Raw genomic sequence first — 26,692 nt, 5'->3', positions numbered from 1 at the left:
GTCAAGACCAACCCATTGTGTTCGGTGAAGCCCGAAGATGCTCAGGGCCTTTCGCTGTCCCGCATACGCAGGATTGATGTTCGCCGTGTTGTACATGTACTGGGTGAACTGTGAGTCCTGCTGGGCATACCCCGAAGGGATCCCCAACACTGCCGTTGCCAGCAGTGTCAGGAAAGTTATCTGTGTTTTTTTATATTTTAGATTCATATCTTATTAGTTACCGTTAATGTATAGATGGCCAGACTTCTCGATGTTTCTAGATGTTTCTCCTACCTTGAATTCGTATTTTAAAATGTAGAAGTAAGTCCCCGTTGGCAATTTGCTGTCTGCAGAAATTGTAGTTCTGCCTTCAGAATAGCCTTTAAAAACTTTGCTTGTGTTATCGTAGCCTCTTGTTCCAAATACTTCCACGCCCCATCTGTTGAAGATAGTTACCTGATTATTCGGATAGCAATCTATTCCGTCCAGCAAGAAGATATCGTTCAGCCCGTCTTCATTTGGAGTCAAGGCATTGTAAACTATCACGGGACAGGAAACGTCAATTGTCTGTGTATGGCTAATTGAATTTCCGCAATCATCGGTTGCTGTCCAAGTTCTGGTAATTACTTTCATAAATGAGCAGGTTCCGTCTGTTTCCTCTTCGTTAAAAGTTACCGTTGCCGTGCCACAATTATCAATCGCTGTTAGAACAGGCGCTGCCGGAAGCTTATCGCATTCTGCAAATTCATTTTCTGGAAGCGGTTCAACAAATGTCGGAGCCGTCGTGTCTTCAACCATGATAGTCTGAATGTGAACCGTTTCGTTGCCACAAGCATCAGTTGCCGTCCAAGTTCTGATGATGTCATAGTTGCCAATGCATCCCGCATTAACAATCTGCTCGTCAAAAGTAACCGTTGCAACACTGCAATTATCAGTCGCAGTCAATGTTACCGCTGCAGGAATTGGAGCATCACAAGAGAATACCGCATCTTGAGGCAATACCTCAGTAAATGCTGGTGCAGTAGTGTCTTCAACAGTAATAGTCTGAACAAGATTCGTAGACAAGCCACTGCAATCCGTCAAAGTATAAGTCCTGGTCAAGATATATGCATTACCAGTACATCCAGTACCTCCATTGCTTGTGTCCGAAACTGTTACCGTTACAGAACCGCTGCAGTTGTCAGCTTCATCAGTTACTGCATCTATGTCTGCTGCTGGGACATCATCAATACACTGCAGAGTAATATTTGCAGGAGCAGTTCCGGTCGGAGCAGTCACATCGTCAATTGTGTAAGTATAAACCCAGTTGTGAGTGTTTCCTTCACAGTCTGTAAAAGTGTACGTGTAAGTCACATTTCCTTCGCAAGCCGGAGCCGCTGAAATGACCGGAGCTGAAGCCGTCAGTATGTTACCGCAGTTGTCAGTCACAACAGGAACTGTTGGCGCAACTACTTCAGAGATACACTGAACTGTCACCGCACCATTTGCAGGCATTGTGAAATCAAGCCTTTCAATCGTGTACGTATAAACCCAGTCATGAGTATTTCCCTCGCAGTCTGTAAACGTGTACGTATAAGTCACATTTCCTTCGCAGGCCGGAGCCGAAGAAATTACCGGAGCCGAAGCCGTCAATATGTTGCCACAGTTGTCAGTCACGACAGGAACAGTCGGAGCCGTGATAGCAGATGCACACGCTACAGTCGATGAACCGTTGGCTGGCATGCTGAAATCAAGCATTTCGATAATGTACGTGTAAACCCAGTTGTGAGTATTGCCCTCACAGTCCGTGAACGCATAAGTATAAGTCACGTTTCCTTCACAGGCCGGAGCTGCAGAAATTACCGGAGCGGAAGCTGTCAATATGTCGCCACAGTTGTCAGTTATTACTGGAACAGTCGGAGCCGTGATAGCAGATGCACAAGCTACAGTCGATGAACCGTTGGCTGGCATGCTGAAATCAAGCCTTTCAATCGTATAAGTATAAACCCAGTTATGAGTATTTCCTTCGCAATCCGTAAACGCATACGTATAAGTCACGTTTCCTTCGCAAGCCGGAGCCGCAGAAATTACCGGAGCCGAAGCCGTCAGTATATTGCCACAGTTGTCAGTTACAACAGGAACCGTCGGAGCTACAATATTAGCAGCACAAGCAACAGTCGATGAACCGTTAGCTGGCATGCTGAAATCCAATCTTTCAATCGTATACGTATAAACCCAGTTGTGAGTATTTCCCTCGCAATCCGTAAACGCATACGTATAAGTCACGTTTCCTTCGCAAGCAGGAGCTGCTGAAATTACCGGAGCCGAAGCCGTCAGTATATTGCCGCAGTTGTCAGTTACTACAGGAACCGTAGGAGCTACAATATTAGCAGCACAAGCAACAGTCGATGAACCGTTAGCTGGCATGCTGAAATCCAATCTTTCAATCGTATACGTATAAACCCAGTTGTGAGTATTGCCCTCGCAATCTGTAAACGTGTAAGTATAAGTCACGTTTCCTTCGCAAGCAGGAGCCGAAGAAATTACCGGAGCCGAAGCCGTCAATACATTTCCGCAATTATCCGTCACCGTTGGAAGAGCTGGCGCAACGATTGCCGAAGCGCAGGCTACTGTAGAAGCCGTGTTTGCTGGAACTGTAAAGTCTGCTCTTTCGATCGTGAACGTATGCATCCAGTTATGTGTATTGCCTTCACAATCAGTGAATGTGTAAGTATAAGTCACGTTTCCCTCGCAAGCAGGAGCCGAAGAAATTACCGGAGCCGAAGCCGTAAGTACATTTCCGCAGTTGTCAGTTACGACAGGAACTGTCGGAGCTGTGATTGCCGAAGCGCAGGCTACTGTCGAAGCCGTGTTGGCTGGAACTGTAAAGTCTGCTCTTTCGATCGTGAACGTATGCATCCAGTTATGAGTATTTCCTTCACAATCAGTGAACGTGTAAGTGTAAGTCACGTTTCCTTCGCAAGCAGGAGCCGAAGAAATTACCGGAGCCGAAGCCGTCAGTACATTTCCGCAATTATCCGTCACCGTTGGAAGAGTTGGCGCAACGATTGCCGAAGCGCAGGCTACTGTAGAAGCCGTGTTGGCTGGAATTGTAAAGTCTGCTCTTTCGATCGTGAACGTATGCATCCAGTTATGTGTATTACCTTCACAATCAGTGAATGTGTAAGTATAAGTCACGTTTCCTTCGCAAGCAGGAGCCGAAGAAATTACCGGAGCCGAAGCCGTCAGTACATTTCCGCAGTTGTCCGTCACCGTTGGAAGAGTTGGTGCAACGATTGCCGAAGCGCAGGCTACTGTAGAAGCCGTGTTGGCTGGAACTGTAAAGTCTGCTCTTTCGATCGTGAACGTTTGTGAACAGGTCGTACTATTTAAAATAGTATTCTCTCCTGCATCTCTAACGTCATTGTTGTTAGTATCTGCATATTCCGTAATCGTGTATGTTCTAATTACGTTTCCTTCGCAGGCAGGCGCTGCCGCATTTGAAGCTGTAATCACGATTACGCCACATGGGTTATTTCCAATTACACCATTTCCATTTCCTAATGCTTCAAATTGTGTTTCTGTTAAAACTGAAGCTACAGGGATTGCGCTGTAACAAGCTACAGTTGTCGCTGGGAAAGTAGGGCAAATCACTTGAAATGCACAACAAACTGGTGATATTCCGGTAATGTTTAAAGCGCTACATGCATTAACATCTTGAAAATTAATATTATAATTTGTTCCCGAAGTTATTGGACTTGATGTCCAAATGCTTCCAACCCAGGTTCCAGGTGCACCTGTTCCAGTTGCCGTAAATGGAGCTAATCCATTTAAGGTAGCTGTCACAGTATATGTTGAACCTCCTGCTACGCAAACTGCTGTAACAGTACCAGACAAGCTAACTGCAGCTGTCAATGTTATTTTTGCAATATTTGAAGTATTACCTTCCGCATCGTCAACAGTATAATAAACTGGTGTTGGATTAATTGTTATAGACGTTAATGGTGCAAAATAAATCACACCTGTAACTGGGTCTACATTCCAAGTTCCCTGACCAGTAATAGTCATGCTTGTCACATCACCGTTTGCATCTGTAACAACTCCAGTCGCTCCAGTTTGAACTACTAAACTTACCGTGGTGGCAACAACCGTGTCTCCAGTGGTATCATTTGCTAAAACATTTACTGGAACCGAGCTACTTCCTTGTGTGTAACACAAAGCATTACAAGTTGCGATTGGTGCTACATCTACTTCAAAAATGTTTAATGAACAAACGCAGTTTTGAGTAGTGTCAATTACCGCCACTAAATCAGTTACTGTTGTGTTAAACAAGCCATTTACTGTTTCAGTAACTGTCGCTCCAGCAACAATTGGACCTGTCATTGTGTATGTTGCCAATGCTGCACCCATTGGCTGTCCTGCAACATCAGCTGCAAAAATTTGAACAATAACCGGGTTCGCAGGGCTCGCATTGGTTTGATTAATTAAACTGTTGTTTTTAACAGATACAATCAATTTAGACGGTACCATTGGATCTCCACCGCAAGCAGGGATTTCTTTTTGGTAATTCACTGATACAATCTCTAATTCTGGCTTCTCTACTTTTATTGGGAGCGTAACGCTACCTGTTTCTATTGTAAAGTTATTACAAACTCCTCCCGGAGCAGAAGGACAACTTACTGAAGCAACCTTATCTACCGTTTGAACAAGAAGAGAATAATCACCACAAGCTACCGTAGTTGCCTGTTGCAACCCGATTGTAAAGTTCAGCTTGTCTCCAGAAACTAATCCTGAAGGAACGCTGAATTCAGCATAGTCTTGTCCAGCAGTATTTGTAAATGTACCTAAATAAGCAGGACAAGCATAAGGCGCACTACTGGTCAAATCTGGATCGTTACAAACAAGTGAACCTGCTATATAACTGAAACCTGTTGGCAATATTACTTGCGTAGTAGCGGTTGTTCCAAGCGGTGTTGGCGATACAATTGTTTGACTAATCGTATAATTCACTGTATTGTTACAATTAGTGAAGGTACCAGAAGGAACAACAGAACTTTCAATGATATATTCTGCGGTGATACCATCAATATTTATATCTAAAGATGGTGAACTTGTTCCATTACCGGTTGCCGGTGCACCACATGAGCGGTTGGCTCTTGCAAAAATATTTGTTTTTGAACCTGCAATAAAATCACAGCTTGTGCTTAATGAAAAACGTAAACCAATTAAACGTGAATTGGCATCGCCTAAATCTGTTAATGTTCCTGGCAATCCTTGTGCAGGAAAGTTTGGATGCGTTGTCAAGTCTACTGTAGTTTGAGTTCCCGCATTATTGGTTGCAACGGCTGCCCAGCTTCCTGAACCTACTGGGTATTCAGCTTCTAATGGGCCTGCATAAGACATCCCTACTGGAAGTTCCACCACAAATGTATTATTGATGGTATTACCTGCACCAGCCGAGTTCATTCTATACTCAAATGGTATAGCGGTACATAAATCTACCGGATCGGATGGCTGCGTTACCGTGATAATTTGTACCTCAGCAGTTTGCGGAATAAATGGTAAATTTACGCTGATTGGTGTACAAATATACTCGTCAGGAGTCTCTGGATAACCTGTACAGTCCCAACCTGCTTCCACGTGAATGGCTCCTGCCACACATGTAGTGTAAGTAAAATCTAAACGGTAATTTTCATTACTACCTGGCGCAATACCTGCAGTTGACACTTGAAACCATACACCGCCTGCATAAACGATTGGCGTAGCCACGGCATTGGTAGCCACATTTACCACTTCAGTAATTGTGATACCCTGTTGCGTTGGTACTTTTAACCAAATATATGAAGCTGTTGAACCACCAGTAGAAGACACTCTAACTATTGCGCTTTCTGTAGGTCTGCTTGCCTGAACTGTACCGCTCTGGTTGCTGATACTAATTTCTGGCTTGAGTACTATATTATTGCTAAAGTTACTACCACTTGTTGGAAAAGCATTTGTATGAGGATTAGTGACTGGCAAATCTCTGTAATGGTAAAGATAATTTTGACCATACGCTTTAACCTGTATCGAGTTAACTGCCACTGTGCTGCAGTTTCCTGACACAGTGATGGTACCACCTGCTACAGTATTATCAGCACTACCATTCCCCGCAATAATTTGTACTATTCTTTCAGAAGTGTAGTCAAAATGATATAATGTACCTCCCGTTACTGGCGTTACAGTTGTTGGCGTAAGCCCATTATAATTAACCAGTGTCAAGGTTGTAGGTATAAAAATATCCATTCCTGTGAAAGCAAAACCAGGACGAAATTCATTTAAGTATTTATTACCTGCAGACGAAAAGTTTCTTGACGCTGTAAGTCCCCACGAGGCTTGCCCGCAACCAGAAAGTGTGCCAGCAATACCCCCAGAATATCTAAATACGGTTCCCACCAAATACATTTCTGGTATCAAGCCATTACAGGCTCTTTCTACACCGCCAATAATATTGTATATTTTAAAGGAGTCTCCTGTTTGATTGTCCGTTATTGGAAGTGCGCCATCACCAGCTATAACATTATAATGTGAAACCGTTTCGATGACATCGCCCGGTAAAATCCCTCCTGCAGGAAGCAGTGAAGTCAACTCCCAAGTAATCAATTGAACGGTATTTGTACTTCCTGTATTCAACGCAAACGAAGACGGTAACGTGCCTGAAGCGATCGTTGTTCCAGCCCTTTTTATTTGTATATCGATTGACTTTACGGCTACAATATCTGTGGATTGTGCTACCAGCTTCTTAAGCCCCATTTTTATGTAAAGGTTATCCGAAGCAACCGTTTGTTGCACACCATTGGCAGTAACAAAAAATTCATCTAGATATAATGATTTTGACAAATCATAGCTCGAGATATTGGCTCTTGTCTGGTGGGTTGTCATGGAGCTATCAGTCCATCCTAAAGAATTGTCTTCACGTTCTACTTTCAAAAAAGTTGTTGTCACTCCACCATCAGGGCAAGGAGCGTTCGGACATACCACATTTGCCAATACTTCACTACCACAAAACATTGGTGCGAACGTACGACAATTGGTTGTGGAATCATTAATATAACTTACAGTATATGGAATTGTTACTGCACCTGCAGGTCCAGAAGCACAATCATACACTAAATCGAGAAAAAACATACCCATATCAACACCCGGCGACAATACAGTCAAAACCCTTGTTGCTGGATTATAATTATAAGTTGGCGTCAGCGTTGGAACCGTTGCAATATCTTTGCCATTTGCCCACACAATATTTCCAGTACCTGAAATTTCAACACCGGGAGGCAATGTTACCTGCCATTCATAACGCTGGTTTGGATTGTAATTGATCGTTCCCATGGAATACCAACTTTCTGCAAAACGCATACGGAAAGGCACTCCTCCAAAAATATTGGCTGGAGCATAGCTATTATCTGCTTGCTCTAAAATTTCTGAAACATTGGTCGCTGATAATGTGTTTCGATCGATACCATTGTGCGTATCGCCTCTAAGAACAGATATTTTGTCTTCATTACACATATTTCCATAAAGTATATCTCCTCTATAACCCCAGTATCCCGATAGTGATATGGGACAGGTCATGGCAAGATTCATATTTACATCAGTAGTAAATATGATCGATGAATTTGGCAACAAGTCATCATAAAATCCATCACCATCCAAATCTTCCAGACCTACCCCTCCACCATCTGGATCTGATGTAAAAAGGTCTTTAACCACAATTCTCAAATGATTCCCTGGCGAAGCGTATACCACTGGTATTGCGTGCCCATTATAATTCAAATTGCTTAATTGAAAAACACTATTCAACAAGGCACCAGTACCCATAGTCGCACCAGCAGAACCTCCAACTCTGAAAATGGCATCAAACATTGCAGAAGCATTTGTAGTTCCGCTTCCTGCTGTTACAAATTGAAAGGTATATTGAAAAGGCGTACAATCGTTAACATAGTTAAGTTTTGCTACGGTAAATGAAGTAAGTGAGGCAGAACCGTCACCCATGGCCACACTTGCGCTTGCGCTCACGGTCTGACACCAATCGGCAGGTATTTCACTGCAGCCCCACCCTGCACTGTAGTTTGTTATTGCATTACATGCTTTTACTACATAAGTTTCAGTGAACGTTAACGTTTCTCCAAAACAAAAATCGCCACCCGGTAAATTGGAAGCAGTTACGGTATAGTAAGATGTATTTCCAACTGTGGAAGTTGGCACTATGGTTACACCACCCAATGTAATACCGGTTTGTTGTGTTCCGTTAGAAACATTTTCAATTGAAAAATATACTGCTGTTGCACAGCCATTGCCACCGTTTGAAATAGTGAAATTTCTGGTGTAACTAGCGCCCACCACCGCATTGGTTTGTGTGGCTGGTTGTGTAAAACTGAATACTGGATAAAAAAGCTGGTAAGCAGAAGAAGTTGCCATACTTGCATTGTTTCCTGATATTGTACCTGATACTATATCGCTGAATGCTGTTCCTGCAATAGACGCTGTTCTTGCGGCGCAGGTGGCCTTGCGTGTTACCGTAAACTCAATAAATTGACCTGGTATTAATGCATTTGGTCCTATTGAAAAGTTAGGAGCATTTGCCCCACCGCCGTTGTCTGCAATGGTTAAAGCGGGCGTTCCGTTTGTTTTAGTTACTGTGCCTGGCAAGTATTCTACTCCAGGAGGTAACTGAATGGTCACACTAGCTCCTGTTGTTGATGCTGCAGCAACATCTAATCGTACTTTTAACATCGACGTTCCTTCGCAGACCGTCAAATTTCTTGGGTTTTGTGTTGGTGCAGCGTCATGATTTGGAAAAGTAACCAAAAAAGATTGTGCATTCACACTTAGGCTAACCAAGAAAAAGAGTAGCAATAATGTAATTTTTTGTTTCATTTGTTTTTGTTTTTCGCAACCAGAAGACTTTCCTCAGGTTGCCGTTTTAAAGTTTGTTTTAATTGCTTTTAAAAATTAATAAAGACACCAAAACAAAGCACAGTGAGCTGTGCTTGTTGTCAAAAGATAGGTTTTATAGATTAAGGTTGATGGGCAACAAAGGTTCTTTATTAGATGAACTTCATCCGCTGGCAGAATTTTCTCTTCATAAATACTTTTTTGAAAAATGTTAATAAATCATTTTCCGTAGCATTCAAATTTTAGTGGTTAAGTTGCAAAGCTTGGGGCCTAGCATACATATTTTATCTTTCTTTTTTATAAAAAGCAAGGAAAATAATTCGATTGCGTTTTTAAGAAATAAAATACAGACAAATATTTGCGATTTATATTGTTTAAAAATTCCACTTGAGCAGTCATTATCAAAAAACACTTATACTCACATTTAAAACATTTATTATCAATCTGTTATAGTAGAAAAATGAATTTAAAAAATCGCTTTTTTTTTATTTTGACTTATATGTTTTATTACAATATCTTATAATGAGTAACTACTCACTACGTAATTTTTGACCCTTTTAATGCTTTATAATTTTTTTTTGTTACTTTTCTTGAAGAATTACAATTTGAGTCCGCCCAGACTTTTAAAATCATTACCACAATTCATTGAATAAATGACAGTTCAAGAACAAATTCATAAAATGCGCAATCAATTTGGTAGAATATTGATCTATTCGCTATTTGCTATCCTTTTATTTTACACTTGTTTGACACTTTATTTTAAAGTCGCAAACACCGACTATAGATTGTCAATTAGGCCGCCGAGCATATTTTTTTCTCTTTTGGTCATGGGATACTTGTTATTCTTGTCGCTAAAGAAAAATTTTAATTTCTGGCCAATTCTCAAGGTCATTACCATTGGGTTATATATATTGGTTTTCTACCTGACCCTTTTGGGCTGTCAGCGTTCGATGGTGTGCATGTTTTTCTTCATGCCAATTACGGCATTGGTCATTATGCAGGTATCCCTTAAAAATTCAATCATTGCGATAACAATTACATTTTTACTGTGCTTCCTTATAATTCCGTATATATCGAAGCGTTTTAATCTTGGCTCAGAAAAAGTGCTTACAGAAGATGATGCTCAGACGCTCAAATACCTAAGCTATATCATTGTAACAATTTCGTTTTACCTCACCTTTTTAACGCTGTATTATTATAACGAATTAACTAAAATCGCAAATAGTGCGGTTAAGGAAAAACCATTTAACAGTGAGCAACAATCGGTAGATGATTCTACTCTTATGCTACTTTACTTGAAGATTCAAGAATATATCGAAAATAATAAGCCATATACACATCCAGATTTTACTATAAATATGTTGTCAAAAAAAGTAAAGTCAAATCCTTCCTATGTTTCCAGAGCTATCAATCAAGAGGGAGGTAAAAATTTTTCTGATTTTATTCAAGAGTATCGCATTAATCTGGTAAAAGAAGAATTTATTAAAAAACACGGCCATGTAATAATTAAGGAAGTTTATGAGAGGGCAGGATTTAGACAGCAAGCCACTTTCAACAGAAATTTTAAAAAATTCGTGGGCAAGACACCGTCGCAATATTGTTTCGATTTGCAAAAAGACTATTTTTTAAGTTAAAATTTCAAACAACAAACCAATAAATGCAAGAGCTAATTGATGAGCTGAATTATAAGAGAAAAAAATTTGGAAAGATATTCATTCTATCCATTCTTGGAGTGTTAGCGTATTTCATAATTCTGACATTTTTGCTTCCTTTTATTGGCCACGAACAAATGGTTTCTAGAGAACCACTGCTTTTTTCTTTTTTCGGTATTGCTTTAACAACATACATACTTTCTAAAACTGAATTTGATTCTTGGCCAATTTATAGAATAATGACTTTGGTCATTGCAGCCCTGGTATTCTATTTCAGCCTTTGTTTACATCACATTACTTCGGTCATTTTACTATTTTACATCCCGGTGGTACTGATGATATGGATGCTTACTGACCTAAAAACCGCGATAACAGCCACTTTAATTTTACTCATAATTTGCTATTTTACCCCGAATATTGCCGATTATTTTTTAATTACAAACAGCGTAAAACATACAGAAGACGATGAAATACTACACAAATTACAAGATTACATAGTTGTAATAATTGTTACTTACTTCTCGCTCTTAACACTGTACTTTCACAATGAATTTAACAGAATAGAAATTGAGATTCAAAATTTTCAAGATTCTAAAACGGAAATTAAAAAAAGTATTTCTAGTAGCCAATCACAATTATACGAGCACGAGGAAAAAAATGAGTTCGCAAAAGAAAGGGCCGAAATTTTATACCAAAAAATAATTTCCTACTTCAACGAAGAACACCCCTTTAAAGATCCGGATTTCAGCATAACTTTACTTGCAAAAAAATTAGATACAAACACTACATATATTTACAAAACTCTGGCAATATTTACTAATAAGAGCTTCCGAGATCTTGTAAATGAATATCGGGTAAATCATATATTGAACGCAATTGAAAAAAACGAACATAAAGTTTTTACAATTGAACACATTTATCTTGAAGCAGGCTTTTTGCAACAATCCACCTTTAATAGGGTCTTCAAGAAGATTACTGGCCTCACTCCTTCCCAATATATTGAATCGAAGACCGCGCTGTAGTAAGACTGAAGTACGGATAATGCGTAGTTAAAGTATGGATAACGGCATGAAAATCATTCACGAAAATCAACAAAGAATAAAATCTAAAAAAGCAATTATTTCCTCAAAATTTAGTTGCTTTGCAATAAACATACAAACATGCAACCTTTAACGATTTTACTTATCATCGTCATTTATTTCGGAATTTTAATTCTGATTTCAAATGTTGTCAGCAAAAAAGACTCCGGAAACGATGCTTTTTTCAAGGCCAATAAAAACTCAAAATGGTATTTGGTCGCTTTTGGAATGATTGGAACTGCCTTGTCTGGCGTGACTTTTATTTCTGTTCCAGGACAAGTGGGTTCGCCCGATATTCAGTTTAAATATTTTCAATTTGTTTTAGGAAATGCTATCGGATTCATCTTGATTGCAAAGGTTTTATTGCCGTTGTATTATCGAATGAATCTGACTTCGATTTATGGTTACATCGAACAGCGATTGGGCTTTATTTCTTATAAAACGGCTGCTTCTATCTTTTTAATTAGCAGAACAATTGGTTCGGCAGCACGTTTATATTTGGTGGTAATTGTGCTTCAACGCTATGTTTTTGGGGCTTTTCACGTGCCGTTTTTTGTCACAGTTTTGATTTCTTTGGCATTAATTTTTGCTTACACTTATCGTGGCGGTTTAAAAACCATAATCATAACCGATACATTACAGACAATCTTCTTGGTTTCTTCTGTGATTTTTACCATTTATTTTATTTGCGACAGCTTAAATTTTACACTTCCCGAAGCTTTTACGGCGGTTTATGAAAGTCCTTATTCAAAAACATTTTTCTTTGACGATTGGCTAAAAAGTAATTTCTTTTGGAAACAAATCTTAGGAGGAATCTTTGTAACCATTGCAATGGTGGGTCTTGACCAAGATTTAATGCAAAAAAACCTCAGCTGTAAAAACATCGGCGAAGCCCAAAAAAACATGTTCACCTTCACCGGAATCTTTGTAATAATCAACATCTTTTTCTTGAGTGTGGGAGCGTTGCTGTATTTATATGCTGAAAACTATGGAATTAGCGCACCGTTAGATCTCGCTTCCGGAAAGCCAAAAACAGATTTATTGTTTCCAGAAATTGCCTTTAATTATCTGGAAATAGTTCCAGCAGTTGTATTTTTATTAGGATTGACTGCCGCAACATTTGCCACGACAGATTCAGCTTTAACGGCGCTTACAACTTCTTTCTGCGTAGATTTTTTAGGAATGGACAAAGCCGAAAATGCTTCAAAACCAAATATGGTGCGAACCAGACATTTTGTGCACGTCGGATTTTCACTTTTGATGTTCTTCGTAATTTTGGTAATTTATTGGGCAAATTCCGATTCAGTCGTAAGTCTAATTTTCAAAATCGCTGCTTACACTTACGGACCGCTTCTAGGCTTGTATTCTTTTGGATTATTTGTAAAAACGAAAACCGTGAAAGATAAATTTGTTCCAATAATTTGCCTCTTGGCGCCAGCCATTACTTTTATAATCAGCTTAAATTCAAAAGCTCTTTTTGGAAATTATGAATTTGCAGAAGAACTGATTATTTTAAACGGAGGCCTTACTTTCCTAGGATTATTGTTAATTAGTAAGCCGGCAGAAAGCCAGACGCAATTTTAAAGACATAAAAAAACGGCAACTCTTACTTGAATTGCCGTTTCTTTTTTAAAATTGATTTGTAGAAATCATGACCAGCGTGCAGGCCACTTCCACTTTTATATTGTTCAGTTTTAAAAGCTGATACAGTTCTGGATTTTCAGTTCCGGGATTAAAAATAACGCGCTTTGGTGAAAGCGACACGATATAATTGTAATAATCGCGCTGTCTTTGCGGATTTAAATATAAAGTTACCGTATCAATATTAGTAAAAGGAATTTGCTTGGTTTGAATTTTTACACCCAAAACTTCTTCCTCTTTTAATCCGATGGCAACAACCGAATGTTCCTTTGCCGTAAGGCTTCTGATGGCCATGTAAGAATAACGCGCCGGATTTGACGAAGCTCCCAATACCAATGTTTTTTTGTTTCTCATAACGTGTTTTATATTGTATAAATTTAATTAATTCTAAATTTTTCCTTGCTATATTTATAAAAATTATAACATCAGGGTTGCTTTTTAATACTCTGATAAAAATCTGTTGGAAGCATTTCTGCCATTTTCTGCGCACCGATAAATCCTCCAAATACAACGCCATAAAACGGACTATAATTTCCGTTTTCATCGACAAAATATTCCTTCGAAATAAAATCAGCAACTGACTGATTATGATTATCATACATTATTGTAAAATAATCTTTACGCTCAATAAATTCAGGTTTCTTACTATTTTGAATCTGATTTTTAGCATCTGATTTTAACTTTTCAACACGAATCATCGGTGATTTGATAAGTGTGATTTTTTTTAAACCTAAAGTATCGCTGATCTTAAAATACTCCTTTGGATCTACTTTAAATTTATCAACGATTAACTTAAATTTTTCAGTTTCCCAAGTTTCGTATGCAATCGTACGCATAAAATGAGTTGCAGATCCTCGGTAAATATTTTTTCGCTTTTGCGGAATTTTATCATCATTTGAAATATCTTTAAAAAACGTAGTTCCTGCAAATGAGCTAGATGTCACATTTTTTGAATCGAGTGTTCGTTTATTAAATTTCACTTCAAAATCTACCAAATCAAAATTTACTTCGTATCCCAAAAAGTTATTTATAACCTTCAACGGAGTTCTGGAAGTTGCCGTTAAAGAGTTCGTGTCGGTATCAAAATACAAATAAATATCATCTTCATTAATTATTTTACAAAACGAAGCATATTGCGAAGTTCCTAAAAAATATTGCCTAAAAACTTTCAGCATCTGTTTCTGAGTAAAAGGTCCTTTGCCGATAAAAACTTCGTCGATTGCAATGGAATCTTCTTCTAAAAATGTTTTTATTTTTTGATATTGAAACGCATTATTGATACGTGAAGTAAGGTATCCCACGAAACTTATGACCAAATCTGACTTAGTATTTCCTTTTGAATCTAATTTAAAATAACCCTTTTCATCGGTCAATGTCGAAATCGTCGTTCCGTCTAAATAAACTGTCGCCGATTGCAATGGTAATTTTGTGTTTTTATCAAAAATGGAACCTTCTAAAGTTTGTGAGAAAGCATTTCCCGAAATGAAAAAAACGAGTAAAAAGCAAAAAATTTTTGGCATTAATTTCATTACAACGGTCTTATATTTTTTTGTAAAGATAACCAATCTTTAGGCAAAATTTACGAAGTAAGAAAAAGAGTATTTCTATTTGATAATGGTAATTTATTTTTAACTTTACTAAAACCATCCGTCTGCACTTTAATTTTACCAAAAAACTATGGAGATTTTTATTTATGTTTTCGCTGCACTTTTTTCAGTAATAAATCCGCTTGGCGCCGTTCCCATTTTTGTGGGATTAACCCAAAGCGACACAAAAGAAGAGCGTTCCAGAATTTCATTATGGACGGCGATTAACGTATTTATCATTTTAATTATTTCCTTTTTCGTTGGTCAATACGTTTTGAATTTCTTCGGAATTAGTATTGATGCGTTGAGAATTGCAGGTGGTTTGATTATCTTAAATTCTGGTTTTGCCTTACTTTCCGGAAGATTCAGCAAAACCCGAGGCGTCAACAAACAAGTGGAAAATGATGCCCAAAAAAGAAACGATATTGCTCTGACTCCATTGGCAATTCCAATGCTGGCCGGACCGGGATCAATGTCGCTTTTAATTGCGCTTTACCAAGATTATGTTTCTATAAACGAGCAAATTTTAGTTTGCCTTGCCATCGCCGCCGTGGCAATCGTTATCTTTTTAGTCATGCGAAGTGCCCATTATTTGTCAAGAATTCTTGGAGCTTCAGGAATCGTGGCGATTTCAAGAATCATTGGTTTTATTGTAATTGCAATCGGAGTTCAGTACATCAGCAGTTCTGTGGTAAACATTCTTAAAACCTTAACTACTGTTTAGGCGCATTTCTTCTTAACTTTAAGAAAAATCGCTTTATGAAAATTATTCTCACAGGTGCAAATGGATACGTTGGCCGAAGATTATTGCCAGAACTAATTGCGCAAGGTCATGAAGTGATTTGTTGCGTCAGAGATAAAAATCGGTTTGGTCTTGAAGAAGAGTTGCTGGAAGCAGTTACGTTGTGGGAAGTGGATTTTTTAGAAGAACCAAACTTTGAAAACTGCCCAAAAGACGCTGATGTTGCATATTATCTAATTCATTCAATGTCGTCTTCCACCGATACTTTTGATGCAATGGAAGCCAAATCTGCGCAAAATTTCAATGCTTATATGAATCATATTGGCGTCAAACAAGCGATTTATTTGAGTGGCATCGTGAACAACAAAACGTTATCAAAACACTTGCAATCTAGAAAAGATGTAGAAGATATTTTATACAAAGGAAATTTCAACATGACGGTTCTGCGTGCCGGAATAATTGTGGGTTCCGGAAGTTCTTCCTTTGAGATTATTAGGGATTTATGCGAAAAACTTCCTGTTATGATCGCTCCAAAATGGGTTTTGACAAAAACACAGCCCATTGCCATTCGAGATGTAATTCAGTTTTTAATCGGCGTTTTAGGACGAGAAGAATGTTACAACGATTCTTTTGATATCGGCGGTCCCGATGTTTTGAATTACAAACAAATGATGGAATTATATGCAAAAGTGAGAGGGATTAACTGCACGATTATTACCGTTCCCGTAATGACTCCGAAGCTTTCGTCTTACTGGCTTTATTTTGTCACCTCAACGTCTTACAAATTAGCCTTAAACTTGGTGGACAGTATGAAAATGGAAGTCATTGCCAAAGACAAAAGGCTTCAAGAATTACTCAAAATTAAAACTATTTCTTACACGGATGCTATCAAATTGGCGTTCAAAAAAATTGAGCAGAACTTAGTAATTTCCAGCTGGAAAGACAGCATGATTTCCGGAAGATTCAAGAAGAATTTGTCCCAATTTGTGGAAGTTCCAAAATATGGCTGTCTGAAAGACCATCAAAAATTAGAAATAAAACCAGAAGATATCGAACAAGTTCTAGAAAATATTTGGGCTATCGGCGGATTGCGAGGTTGGTATTATGGAAACTGGATGTGGCGCGCCCGCGGTTTTATGGATAAATTATTTGGTGGCGTTGGCCTTCGCCGAGGAAGAACACATCCCACACATTTAGACAACGGCGATGCCTTAGATTTTTGGAGAGTTTTGCTGGCCAACAAATCCGAGAAAAGGTTGTTGCTTTTTGCCGAAATGCGTCTTCCAGGAGAAGCTTGGCTTGAATTTAGAATCGATGAAAAAAATGTCTTGCACCAGATTGCGACGTTCCGTCCAAAAGGGATTTTTGGAAGATTATACTGGTATTCATTAGTTCCGTTTCATTATTTCATTTTTGCCGGAATGATAAAAAACATCGCAAAAACTAAAAACGAAAATAAAGCATAAAAAAGCCACAACTTGATGATTTCAAAAGTCTTTGAATCTTTAAGCTGTGGCAAAAATTTTAAGCCTAATTATTCTTTTGGCAAGAATATTTCAGCCATCATGCATCTTGCGCTTCCGCCACCGCACGCTTCAATCGTGTCAAGGCTTGAGGTCAAAATTTCACAATGGTATTCTAATTTTTCGATTTGAGCGGGTTTCAAGCTTTTGTAAGCCGCGTCACTCATAATCAAGTATCTTTTGTCGTCTTTTCCTTTTACTTCAAGCATGTTTCCGGCAAAATTATTCACTTGATCTTCTGTGATCAAAATGATTTCTTTGTCGTCAGCTTTCAAGTTGTCCAAAACCATTTTGCGTTCTTTTTTGTCATCGATACAATCCGCACAAATTACGGCAAAAGTCTCACCAAGACACATCATCACGTTCGTATGGTAAATCAATTTTCTTTCGCCATTAACCGTTTGGAATGCTTCAAAAATAACCGGTGCATAATCAAAATCCTCACAGAATTCAATAACCAATTCTTCATCGGCACGCGGTGACAGAGCACAATACACTTTTCCGTTTGGACGGTCGATTAAAAGGCTTCCTGTTCCTTCCAAATAGATTTTATCTTCTTCGGCAGAAGTATAATCTACGATGTTTTCAATCTTAAAACCATCTTCCTCCAGTAAATCTAAAATGTCTTCACGACGCTCTTCACGACGGTTTTCAGCAAACATTGGGTACAAAGCTACGTCTCCATTTTCGTGAAAAGAAATCCAATTGTTTGGAAAAATAGAATCAGGCGTGTCTGGACTTTTCGTGTCTTCCACAACGGTTACATTGATTCCGGCATTTCGCAATTTCACTACAAACTCGTCAAATTCGAGTTGCGCTTTTAAGTTCACAGTTTCCGGAAGCAATCCGTCTAAAACTTTTTGGTAATAATTGTTAACCGCGGTTTGCTCGTTCATTCTGAAACCCACCGGACGAATCATTAAAATGGAATTTGTTGTCTGTTTCATTTTCTTTAGGGTTTAGGTGAATGAATTATGATTTAAGGTTTAAGGTTTAAGGTTTAAGGTTTAAGGTTTAAGGTTTAAGGTTTAAGGTTTAGCAAAATTACAAAATGTCAATAATTTCGGATATAAAATCAAATTACAATTATACCTCAATAAAATTTACTGTTCATTATCTATAAATTATATTATTAGCTCCAGCTCATATTTACTGAAACCTTGCTTTTTTCAATTTTTACTTTACCGCCCATCGCTCCATTTTCTCCTGGATAGATTTCATAAATTTTTGTTTTTCCCTCAATCTTTGGGATGTTATTTTTTAATCTTTTGCTTTTATCAATCCACTTTTCAATTTCAGCTTCCGTACAATTAAATTCAATTATGTATTGTCTTGTGAACATACTACCACGTTTTTCAATTTCTATATTTTCTGCATCAATAGGTAATTCTGACAAACCGCCCATATCTATTGCTTCCTGAATTGATTTCGTCCTTTCCCACGGAAAAATTACATTTGTAAAATAGCCAATTATAATAATCGCAACACATAAAAAACAAAAAGAAAAAATTGCTAAAGTGATTTTCAGTCTTTTTTTCATATTACTCAATTTAGACACTAATAAACAAATGCTTAACAGGTTATTAAAAAATACAGCGATCTAAAAATTAATCTCTAATCAATGGCAAGGTGGAGCATCTTAAAAGTCCTTCTTGCTTGGCAATTTCAGCATACGGAATTTCTTCCACAGTAAATCCGTGGCTTCTTAACCAATTGTTCAATCTTGTAAAATTTCTTTCGGAAACCACGACGTCTTCAGCAATTGAAAATACGTTTGAATTCATATTGTACATTTCGTCTCTGTCAATGTGGAAAAGGTTTTCTTTTCCAAAAAGATTCACCAAGAAAAGATACTCTGATTCTTGACGGAAACCGCTTTTGTAAATAATTCCTTTGTTTTTTCCAACTGGCTGAAAACAGCAATCCAAATGAAGCGCATTATCTCTGGCTTCTATTTTGGATTTTACCAAGTCAAATTCCTTCACAATTTTATTTGGAAATAATTCTTTGATATAATTCACGCCTTCGATATTTGTTCGGGCTGTGATATAATCTTTATAGTCAGAACCTTTGTAAGTTCCTATGAAAATATAGTCATTCCAAAGCATCACATCGCCACCTTCGATATGAACTTCTTCTGGCGGACGCACGACTTTTGCTGGATTAATTTGGTCAATTACAAACTGAATCGCATCTAATTCTCTTTCTCTATCCGGAAGAATATTGGCTTTAATGAAAGTATCGTCAATCACAAAACCGATATCTCTGGTGAAAATTTGGTTATAGTTTTCAATCATTTGCGGACGGAAAACTTGCACATCATATTTTTGAAAAACCTGATTGAAAGCTTCCATTTCATTGACCATATCTTTTTCAACAGGATAGGTTCCTGCCAAAATATGTTCTAATGATTTTGGATCATAAGCTTCTTCCGCGGTTGGCGTTGGTCCATTATTTATGGCAGAACCAAGAACGACAGCCCTCAATCTTGAAGTTTCATTTTTTACATTTAATTGTAGCATACTAAAAAGGGCTTTTGGCAAATATAGAAAAACCGACTTTATTTTTGAAGTTTTCTCGCAATATTAGACGTTAAATTATCGAATAATTATTGCTTCCAAAATTTTCTTTCATAATTCTAATCTGATCCAAAAAAAAGCTCCACGATTAAGTGAAGCTTTTTAAATTATTTAGAAATAATTATCTTTTTTCGAAAGGAACAAATTCTCTCAATGGTTCTCCAACATAAACTTGTCTTGGACGACCGATTGGCTCTTTGTTCACACGCATTTCTTTCCATTGCGCGATCCATCCTGGAAGACGACCGATTGCGAAAAGAACTGTGAACATATCCGTAGGAATTCCTAAAGCTCTGTAAATAATTCCAGAATAGAAATCTACGTTTGGATATAATTTTCTTGATACGAAGTACTCGTCAACCAATGCTGCTTCCTCTAATTTCTTTGCGATGTTCAAGATTGGGTCGTTTACGCCTAAAGTTGACAACACCTCATCAGCCGCTTTTTTGATGATTTTTGCTCTTGGGTCAAAGTTTTTGTAAACTCTGTGTCCGAAGCCCATCAAACGGAAAGGATCGTTTTTATCTTTTGCTTTTGCCAAATATTTGTCAGCATCGCCACCGTTGTTTTGGATTTCTTCCAGCATTTCAAGAACCGCTTGATTTGCTCCACCGTGAAGTGGTCCCCAAAGTGCAGAAACTCCTGCAGAAATTGAAGCGAACAAACCAGCGTGAGAAGATCCCACCATTCTAACTGTTGAAGTTGAACAGTTTTGCTCGTGATCAGCGTGAAGGATGAATAATTTATCTAAAGCCGCAACGATTGTTGGGTTTGCTGTATAAGGTCCGGTTGGTAATTCAAACATCAAACGCATGAAGTTTTCTACATAACCTTTTGTATTGTCATAATAATTTAATGGGTAACCCATGCTTTTTCTGTAAGTCCACGTTGCGATCACAAGGAATTTCCCCATTGTTTTGCAAACCGCTTCATACATTTCTTTTTCATTCTCAACATTCACCGATTTTGGGTTGAATGCTGTCAAAGCACTTGTCAAGCAAGATAAAACGCCCATTGGGTGTGCGTTTTTTGGAAAACCATCGATGATGTTTTTCATTTCTTCGTTGATCAAAGTATATTTTCTGATGTCTGTTTCAAATTGCTCTAATTGTTTTGCAGTTGGCAATTCTCCGAAAATCACTAAATAGGATACTTCAAGAAAGTTACCATTTTCGGCTAATTGTTCGATTGAATAACCTCTGTAACGCAAAATTCCTTCTTCTCCGTCAAGGAAAGTGATTTCGCTTTTGCAAGATCCTGAATTTTTATAACCTGGATCAATTGTTATCGCTCCTGTAGCACTGCGTAATTTATCGATATCGATAGCAACTTCGTTTTCTGTTCCAACGATTACTGGAAATTCATACTTGTTACCGTCAAGTTCTAATATTGCTGTTTTTGACATAATATATATGGGAATTATTTAAAATTGTGAAAAATTAATTTAACAAAAATAGGTAATTCATTATTAACTGAAAAACAATACGGAAACGATTTCGTTAATATTTCATTAAATTTTGTAAAATTGCTATACATAAATCGTAAATTAAGAAAGCCCGAAAAAAATCTTCGGGCTTTCAGCTACTTAACTATTTATTTAAACTTAACTACTTTTTAATTAACTTTTCGGTTTTTGATCCATTATCAGAATTGATTTTTAAATAATAAATACCTGACGAGTAACTAGATAAATCAACCGAAGCATTTTCTTCTGAAAGAATTTTAGAAATTAAAATCCGTCCTTGCACGTCATAAACCTGAATCGAACGAATCGTGGAATCTGCTTTTATATTTACCACATCATCTGTTGGATTTGGATAAATTTTAATGGCTTGATTCAAATTCTTTTCAGGAACGCTTAATTCTTGGAAAGTCGTATTTGCAAAATTGGTTATAATCGGATGATTGTAATCGAAGAAAATATCGGCTTTATTTGAGACAGTTGTTCCTGCAGTGAGATTTGCTTTTGTTTTCAATTTCAATAAGATATTTCCGTGGCCACCAGAATCTAAGTTGATATTTTTGAAAATAAATTCGGCAATATTTCCTCGAACTTTCGCTTCTACCGGATGCGATGAGCTCATGATCTGCAAGCTTGAAACATCAAATTTTGTAGTATCAATAACGTCTTTTACCACAATATTTTCGGCATAATAATTTCCTGTATTTTCAAAACGAATCAGATAATGAAGGTATTCGCCAATTTTTACCGGAGAAACAATATCGCCTTCCACGCATTGCTTGTCATTTGGATCATAAGCACCAACCACAGTCTGATTAAATTGAAAAATATTGTTCTGCGTATTTGTTTCGCCAGTCGCTGGAATCGCATTTGCGGTCAAAGTCAAAATATCGTCAATATTCACCGGATTTGTTGCCGTTGGCGCATTGATATTCATTGTCACATAAATACTTCTAGATTCAAAAGGTTGCAAATTGTTCACACTCCAATTTAAAGCTCCTGCATTTTGCGTATCGGGTGCTGGATTTGACAAAGTGAAATTCATCAGATTTTGATTGTAAAAGAAACTGATTCCGTATTGCTGATTCAAAGTTTGGTTTCCGATATTTTTATAAACTACTTCATAAATTGCGGGAAAACCTGGACGCGCTGGAACAATTGGTGCAATCGCAATTTCAATATCTGGATGGATTCCGTTTGGAGTTATGCAGAAGTTTCTGGTTTCAACAATATTGCTTAAGCTCGGGAAATTTACAGTTGCGCTTACCGGAGAAATAGCAAAATAAGATGGATTTTCAATTTCTGGTGTTACGGTAAGGCTTTCGGCACCAGCAAAATAGTTGTAATCTTGATATGCATCTGTAAAAATTGACTGCGTTGTCGTTCCATTCGTGAAATTTAATTTTACAAGTGGAGGCCTAAAATCATTGGCGTCGCATCCATTATTATTTTCGTCAAAACGAGTGGTGCCTACAATTGAATTATAGCTTCCTCCGGGAACAAAACTACAATAGCTATTTACCTGAACATTTGAAGGAATTAACCAATTCGCATCTTCTCCTTCATCGATACATATAAATTGTAACGACGGTAAATCTAAAAACATAAAACAAGTGTAATCTGAACCCGTCAGCGGTAAAATAAAACATTCGTCAATAACACCATTTTTCATATTGATATATGAAAGATTTGGATTATTTCTAAAACTAAAATTTGTTCCTGCAAATTGAATTGTACTTACATCTACAGACGTTAGATTATTGTAACTGCAGTAGAAGCCAGTGATATTCGTAAAGGCGTGCAATCCTGTTAAATCTGTAATATTTGAACTCGTAACATTTAAAGTTGTTGTAACAGCTAATGCTTCTGAAAACTGAATTTCACCATCAGCATTTGTGTCGTATCCCAAAGTAATCAATGCCGTCTTAAAATTTGCATCAGGAATGTAAACCGCGTCACTAGTACTTTCTGGCCAAACCATGATATCAAAATCTGTAATGACAAAACATCCTGTTCCAGCGTTGGTTACGCGAACCCAAATTGTTTGCGTTGGTGAAGTGTTTACATAAGCCGAAGGTGTTGACAATTGTGCAGTTCCTGCCATTGCGTCAAATTGGGTTAAATAAAAAGAAACATAAGATCCTGCAACACCCGCCGTCATATAGTCATTTTGACTTGTTAAATCAAAAACCGCGATTCCTGTATAAGGATTTTGATATACATTCAAATCATTTGGCTGAATTATCATCGGCAACGGATTGACAATCAAATTTAATTCTACAATTGCAAACGTACCTAATGCAATATTTTCTACTCTCACATAAAGTGTTGTTGTGTATTGATTAACATTCGCATAATTAGTATTTAAAGGCGAAATATCTTGAGTTGCATTTGTCAACGTTTCATGATAAGTGATCATATAATCGCCTGGATTTTGGCCATTTAAAATCTCGGCATCTTTACTAGTTAAGTCAAATATCGCAACACCATCATTGTTGTCATCACAAACCTCATAATCTGAAGGTGTCGTAATCTGAGCTTCCATCGCAAATGACATGCTCAAGAAAAATAGCAAAAAGAGTAATATTTTTTTCATAACCTATAATTTAAGTTTGTCGTATTTCTTTTATAAAAGTAAAACAGTCAATAACAATTTATTCTGGCAATTGAGTATTCGCTTGCTTTGGGTTAGAATTCGTCAAATTGTCTTTAAAAGTTCTTGCAATCGTTCCTTTTTTCGTTGCGAAATTGGCAGATTGCTGTTGTCTGCCATAATCACATAACCGCCGTCTTTTTTGATATAAGATTTCAAATATGAAAGATTGATCAAATGCGATTGGTGGATTCGCTCAAAACCGTGTTCGGTTAGCAATTCTTCGTATTCTTTTAATGTTTTTGAAATCAAAATTGGCTTGCTATTCTTGATAAAAAACTTGGTATAATTGTCTTCGCTTTCACATCTGATGATATCGCTGATTTCAAAAAGATGAATTCCATCAGAAGTTGACAAGGCAATTCTCTTAAAATTGTCCACTTTTTTTCTAATGTTTTCCAACAGCAAATCGATGTGGGCATAATTATCATTTTTCTCCAAAACACTTTTTATCTTGGCAATCACTTTTTGCAATTCTTCGGGATCAACTGGCTTTAGAAGAAAATCTAACGCACTGAATCGAAATGCTTTAATAGCATATTGTTCGTGAGCCGTAATAAAAACAATGTGCGACGAAGATTTCCCTTGATTCTTCGCCACTTGTTCTAAAATATCAAAACCAGTTCCGTCAGTTAATTGAATGTCTAAAAAAATGACTTCTGGTTTTAAATTCTGAATCGCTTCCACGCCGGTTTCCACAGAATCTGCTTCGCCTAAAATTTTTATTTCTGGCGCATACCTTGCCAAAAGGCTTTTCATTCCGTTTCTTAAGTTGGCGTCATCGTCGATGAGTAATGCTGTTATCATTTTTTTCGCTTTAGGCTTTAAGCTTTAGGCTACAAGCTTCTTATTTTGAGTTATTAACTTAACACGTCATATTTCATGACTTTGGACTATTATACTGAATTGGTAATTTCAAGATCACTCGTGTTCCAACGGATTTTCCGTTTTCGTCTGTAATTTCTTCAATATCCAATTGTGATGTCTTATTTGTTACATTTTCCATCATTTCCAATCGCTTTTTGGTAATATCCAAAGCCATTGATTTATGAATAGAAACCGATTGTTCTTTCAGTTCTTTTGATTTCTCAAACCCAATTCCGTTATCCGTAATCGTGCAAATCAAACTTTGATCTTTTAAGTCAAAATGAATGTCAATTTGTCCCAATTCTTTCTTCGGAATCAATCCGTGAATAATCGCGTTTTCTACAAAAGGTTGCAATAACAACGGCGGTAAAGCCATATCGTCTTCAATTTCCGGATTTTTTGTAATCGAAAAATTAAAAACTTGGTTGAAACGTAATTGTTCTAGTTCCAAATAATTTTGAAGGCTTTCAATTTCCTTGTCAATCGGAATTAGCGATTCTTTGGAATATTCTAAAGTAAGTCGCATTAATTTTGAGAATTTTGACAGGTATTTTATCGCAGAATCGGTTCCGTTTTGCACTATAAAACTAGAAATCGAACCAAGACAATTAAAAACAAAATGCGGATTCATCTGCAAGTGCAAGGCTTTCTGTTCATATTCTGCCAACTCTTTTTGAAGCGTCAAGGATTTTTTTAACTGTCGTCTATTATAAATTAAAAATCCAATTCCGAATAATAAAAGAACAAATAAAAATCCGAAAATTGTGATTAAAGTGGTTCGTTTTGATTTTTCAGAAAACAGCAATTCTTTCTTTTCATGTTCTTCTTTTTGAAGCGCTTCTCTTTTTTCAAAATCAAAATTCATTTCTGTTTGAACGCTCTGACGAATATTTTCGTGATTGGTCAAACTGTCTTTTGCTTGACTAAAAAGTTGGTAATGAATCAAAGCTTCTGAAGGATTATTTTGCTTTTGATAAATTTCGCTCAGCATTTTTTCGGAAGCCATTATTTGCTCCAAAATCTGCAACTCTTTCGCAAGCGATAACGATTTATTGCTATTAATCAAGGCTTTAGAATAATCTCCTTTTTCAAAATAAAATTTCGCCAAGTAAGTGTAAGTGTCGGAAATCCCGAATTTATCATCAATAGAAGTAAACACTCCTATGGCTTTTTCCCAATTATTTAGCGCTTCTTCAGATTTCCCAATTTGCTGATAATACGAACCCAAATTATTATAAAGTTCTCCGAGTCCGCGAGCATCTGGATTTTTTTCAAACAATTGTTTGGCCTTTGAATAATATTCAAAGGCCTTTGCGAAATTTTGCTGCTTCAGATAAATATTCCCGATGTTGGTTGTGGTAATCCCAACGGTATTATCCTTGATTTTCTCTTGGATTTTTTGCGCCTTGATGAAATAATCTAACGCCTTAAATTCTTCTTTTTGCGCTTGATACACAATCCCGATGTTATTGTAAATTCTGACCACGCGAACCTCATCTTTATTTTCTTCGTAAATTTTGACGGCTTTTAAATGAAACTGCAACGCTTTTGCATAATTGCTTTGCTCAGAAAAAACAATCCCAATGCTTCCGTAAGCTCTCGCCAAACCATTTCTGACAGCATCTTTATTTTCAATTGCGATGTTCAATTGCGATTCAAAAACCTCTTGCGCTTTTGAAAAATAATCTAATGCTTTTGGGTAATTGCCGCTGATGACATTTGAATTCCCTAGGTTTAAATAAGCATTTCCCTCCTCTACTCGATGTTTTATTTTTTTAGATAAATCCAAAGCTTTGCTGGCAAAATCTTGCATCAATTTTGGATCAGAAGACATATATTCTGTGGCGATCGCGTTTAACAAAACAGTTTTATCAATGTCGCTTTTGGTTTTATTCAAGACATTAATCAAACTATCCGCCGTTTTATTTTGAGAAAAAACAGCCACCGAAACCAATAAAAAGAGAAATAGTAATTTTATTTTCATCTGAAAATAGTTAGTTTTTCAAAAGTAGCTTCCGA

The 26,692-nt window shown here is 37.2% G+C and carries 16 protein-coding genes; 5 read left to right on the top strand and 11 right to left on the bottom strand.

The genetic code is table 11. From position 1 onward, the window contains the following. A partial coding sequence (locus ACFPVY_RS15870; protein ID WP_379793122.1) for a type IX secretion system membrane protein PorP/SprF occupies window positions 1-207 on the bottom strand: 207 nt, incomplete at its 3' end. Between the two features lie 6 nt (window positions 208-213). Further along, entirely contained in the window at window positions 214-8,871 is an 8,658-nt protein-coding gene (locus ACFPVY_RS15865; RefSeq protein WP_379793121.1) for an HYR-like domain-containing protein, read from the bottom strand. Window positions 8,872-9,992: 1,121 nt separating this feature from the next. Between ACFPVY_RS15865 and ACFPVY_RS15860 the strand changes: the two genes are divergently transcribed. From ACFPVY_RS15860 to ACFPVY_RS15850, 3 genes are all read left to right on the top strand, one after another. Then, window positions 9,993-10,523, top strand: a complete 531-nt coding sequence (locus tag ACFPVY_RS15860; RefSeq protein WP_379793120.1) for a helix-turn-helix domain-containing protein — start codon at window positions 9,993-9,995, stop codon at window positions 10,521-10,523. Window positions 10,524-10,546: 23 nt separating this feature from the next. Next, window positions 10,547-11,563 carry an AraC family transcriptional regulator gene (locus ACFPVY_RS15855; protein WP_379793119.1) on the top strand — a complete coding sequence of 339 codons (1,017 nt, stop codon included), beginning with the start codon at window positions 10,547-10,549 and terminating at the stop codon, window positions 11,561-11,563. 138 nt (window positions 11,564-11,701) lie between these two features. Continuing rightward, the gene (locus ACFPVY_RS15850) at window positions 11,702-13,204 is read left to right on the top strand and encodes a sodium:solute symporter (protein WP_379793118.1); all 1,503 of its coding nucleotides are present in this window, start codon (window positions 11,702-11,704) and stop codon (window positions 13,202-13,204) included. A gap of 45 nt (window positions 13,205-13,249) precedes the next feature. Here the strand turns inward: ACFPVY_RS15850 and ACFPVY_RS15845 are convergent, their stop codons facing one another. Together ACFPVY_RS15845 and ACFPVY_RS15840 are read right to left on the bottom strand one after the other, a co-directional pair. Next, complete coding sequence (locus tag ACFPVY_RS15845; protein ID WP_379793117.1) at window positions 13,250-13,615, bottom strand: CoA-binding protein; 366 nt, start codon at window positions 13,613-13,615, stop codon at window positions 13,250-13,252. A 71-nt stretch (window positions 13,616-13,686) separates the two neighbouring features. Next, on the bottom strand, window positions 13,687-14,781 hold the full coding sequence (locus ACFPVY_RS15840) for a carboxypeptidase-like regulatory domain-containing protein (RefSeq protein ID WP_379793116.1): 1,095 nt from the start codon (window positions 14,779-14,781) through the stop codon (window positions 13,687-13,689). Window positions 14,782-14,938: 157 nt separating this feature from the next. Here ACFPVY_RS15840 and ACFPVY_RS15835 point away from each other — a divergent pair, with 157 nt between their 5' ends. Further along, window positions 14,939-15,571, top strand: coding sequence for a MarC family NAAT transporter (locus ACFPVY_RS15835; RefSeq protein ID WP_379793115.1), 633 nt, complete (start codon window positions 14,939-14,941; stop codon window positions 15,569-15,571). A 35-nt stretch (window positions 15,572-15,606) separates the two neighbouring features. Continuing rightward, the gene (locus ACFPVY_RS15830) at window positions 15,607-17,055 is read left to right on the top strand and encodes an SDR family oxidoreductase (protein ID WP_379793114.1); all 1,449 of its coding nucleotides are present in this window, start codon (window positions 15,607-15,609) and stop codon (window positions 17,053-17,055) included. A gap of 68 nt (window positions 17,056-17,123) precedes the next feature. Here ACFPVY_RS15830 and ctlX read toward each other — a convergent pair whose 3' ends face one another. The 7 genes from ctlX to ACFPVY_RS15795 all read right to left on the bottom strand — a co-directional run bounded on the left by ctlX (window position 17,124) and on the right by ACFPVY_RS15795 (window position 26,657). Next, complete coding sequence (gene ctlX / locus ACFPVY_RS15825) at window positions 17,124-18,059, bottom strand: citrulline utilization hydrolase CtlX (RefSeq protein ID WP_379793113.1); 936 nt, start codon at window positions 18,057-18,059, stop codon at window positions 17,124-17,126. 185 nt (window positions 18,060-18,244) lie between these two features. Beyond that, window positions 18,245-18,652, bottom strand: a complete 408-nt coding sequence (locus tag ACFPVY_RS15820; protein WP_379793112.1) for a hypothetical protein — start codon at window positions 18,650-18,652, stop codon at window positions 18,245-18,247. A gap of 67 nt (window positions 18,653-18,719) precedes the next feature. Beyond that, window positions 18,720-19,634 carry a dimethylarginine dimethylaminohydrolase family protein gene (locus ACFPVY_RS15815; protein ID WP_379793111.1) on the bottom strand — a complete coding sequence of 305 codons (915 nt, stop codon included), beginning with the start codon at window positions 19,632-19,634 and terminating at the stop codon, window positions 18,720-18,722. A gap of 178 nt (window positions 19,635-19,812) precedes the next feature. Next, the gene (locus tag ACFPVY_RS15810) at window positions 19,813-21,096 is read right to left on the bottom strand and encodes a citrate synthase (protein ID WP_379793110.1); all 1,284 of its coding nucleotides are present in this window, start codon (window positions 21,094-21,096) and stop codon (window positions 19,813-19,815) included. A 202-nt stretch (window positions 21,097-21,298) separates the two neighbouring features. Next, on the bottom strand, window positions 21,299-23,749 hold the full coding sequence (locus ACFPVY_RS15805; RefSeq protein WP_379793109.1) for a T9SS type A sorting domain-containing protein: 2,451 nt from the start codon (window positions 23,747-23,749) through the stop codon (window positions 21,299-21,301). 102 nt (window positions 23,750-23,851) lie between these two features. Continuing rightward, window positions 23,852-24,613 carry a LytR/AlgR family response regulator transcription factor gene (locus ACFPVY_RS15800; RefSeq protein ID WP_379793108.1) on the bottom strand — a complete coding sequence of 254 codons (762 nt, stop codon included), beginning with the start codon at window positions 24,611-24,613 and terminating at the stop codon, window positions 23,852-23,854. A 73-nt stretch (window positions 24,614-24,686) separates the two neighbouring features. Then, window positions 24,687-26,657: a tetratricopeptide repeat-containing sensor histidine kinase gene (locus ACFPVY_RS15795; RefSeq protein ID WP_379793107.1), complete on the bottom strand. Its 1,971-nt coding sequence runs from the start codon at window positions 26,655-26,657 to the stop codon at window positions 24,687-24,689. Window positions 26,658-26,692: the final 35 nt, after the last annotated feature.

The organism is Flavobacterium qiangtangense (assembly GCF_042658345.1).
GTDB classification, from domain to species: domain Bacteria; phylum Bacteroidota; class Bacteroidia; order Flavobacteriales; family Flavobacteriaceae; genus Flavobacterium; species Flavobacterium qiangtangense.
This window is presented reverse-complemented; position numbering and strand designations above follow the sequence as displayed.

What these genes read in the sequence shown, in the direction of transcription:
- ACFPVY_RS15845 (WP_379793117.1), bottom strand. Translation starts at nt 13,615, where the DNA reads ATGAGAAACAAAAAAACATTGGTATTGGGAGCTTCGTCAAATCCGGCG.
- ACFPVY_RS15835 (WP_379793115.1), top strand. Translation starts at nt 14,939, where the DNA reads ATGGAGATTTTTATTTATGTTTTCGCTGCACTTTTTTCAGTAATAAAT.
- ACFPVY_RS15855 (WP_379793119.1), top strand. Translation starts at nt 10,547, where the DNA reads ATGCAAGAGCTAATTGATGAGCTGAATTATAAGAGAAAAAAATTTGGA.
- ACFPVY_RS15800 (WP_379793108.1), bottom strand. Translation starts at nt 24,613, where the DNA reads ATGATAACAGCATTACTCATCGACGATGACGCCAACTTAAGAAACGGA.
- ACFPVY_RS15815 (WP_379793111.1), bottom strand. Translation starts at nt 19,634, where the DNA reads ATGCTACAATTAAATGTAAAAAATGAAACTTCAAGATTGAGGGCTGTC.
- ACFPVY_RS15795 (WP_379793107.1), bottom strand. Translation starts at nt 26,657, where the DNA reads ATGAAAATAAAATTACTATTTCTCTTTTTATTGGTTTCGGTGGCTGTT.
- ACFPVY_RS15850 (WP_379793118.1), top strand. Translation starts at nt 11,702, where the DNA reads ATGCAACCTTTAACGATTTTACTTATCATCGTCATTTATTTCGGAATT.
- ACFPVY_RS15810 (WP_379793110.1), bottom strand. Translation starts at nt 21,096, where the DNA reads ATGTCAAAAACAGCAATATTAGAACTTGACGGTAACAAGTATGAATTT.
- ACFPVY_RS15805 (WP_379793109.1), bottom strand. Translation starts at nt 23,749, where the DNA reads ATGAAAAAAATATTACTCTTTTTGCTATTTTTCTTGAGCATGTCATTT.
- ACFPVY_RS15840 (WP_379793116.1), bottom strand. Translation starts at nt 14,781, where the DNA reads ATGCCAAAAATTTTTTGCTTTTTACTCGTTTTTTTCATTTCGGGAAAT.
- ctlX (WP_379793113.1), bottom strand. Translation starts at nt 18,059, where the DNA reads ATGAAACAGACAACAAATTCCATTTTAATGATTCGTCCGGTGGGTTTC.
- ACFPVY_RS15820 (WP_379793112.1), bottom strand. Translation starts at nt 18,652, where the DNA reads ATGAAAAAAAGACTGAAAATCACTTTAGCAATTTTTTCTTTTTGTTTT.
- ACFPVY_RS15830 (WP_379793114.1), top strand. Translation starts at nt 15,607, where the DNA reads ATGAAAATTATTCTCACAGGTGCAAATGGATACGTTGGCCGAAGATTA.
- ACFPVY_RS15865 (WP_379793121.1), bottom strand. Translation starts at nt 8,871, where the DNA reads ATGAAACAAAAAATTACATTATTGCTACTCTTTTTCTTGGTTAGCCTA.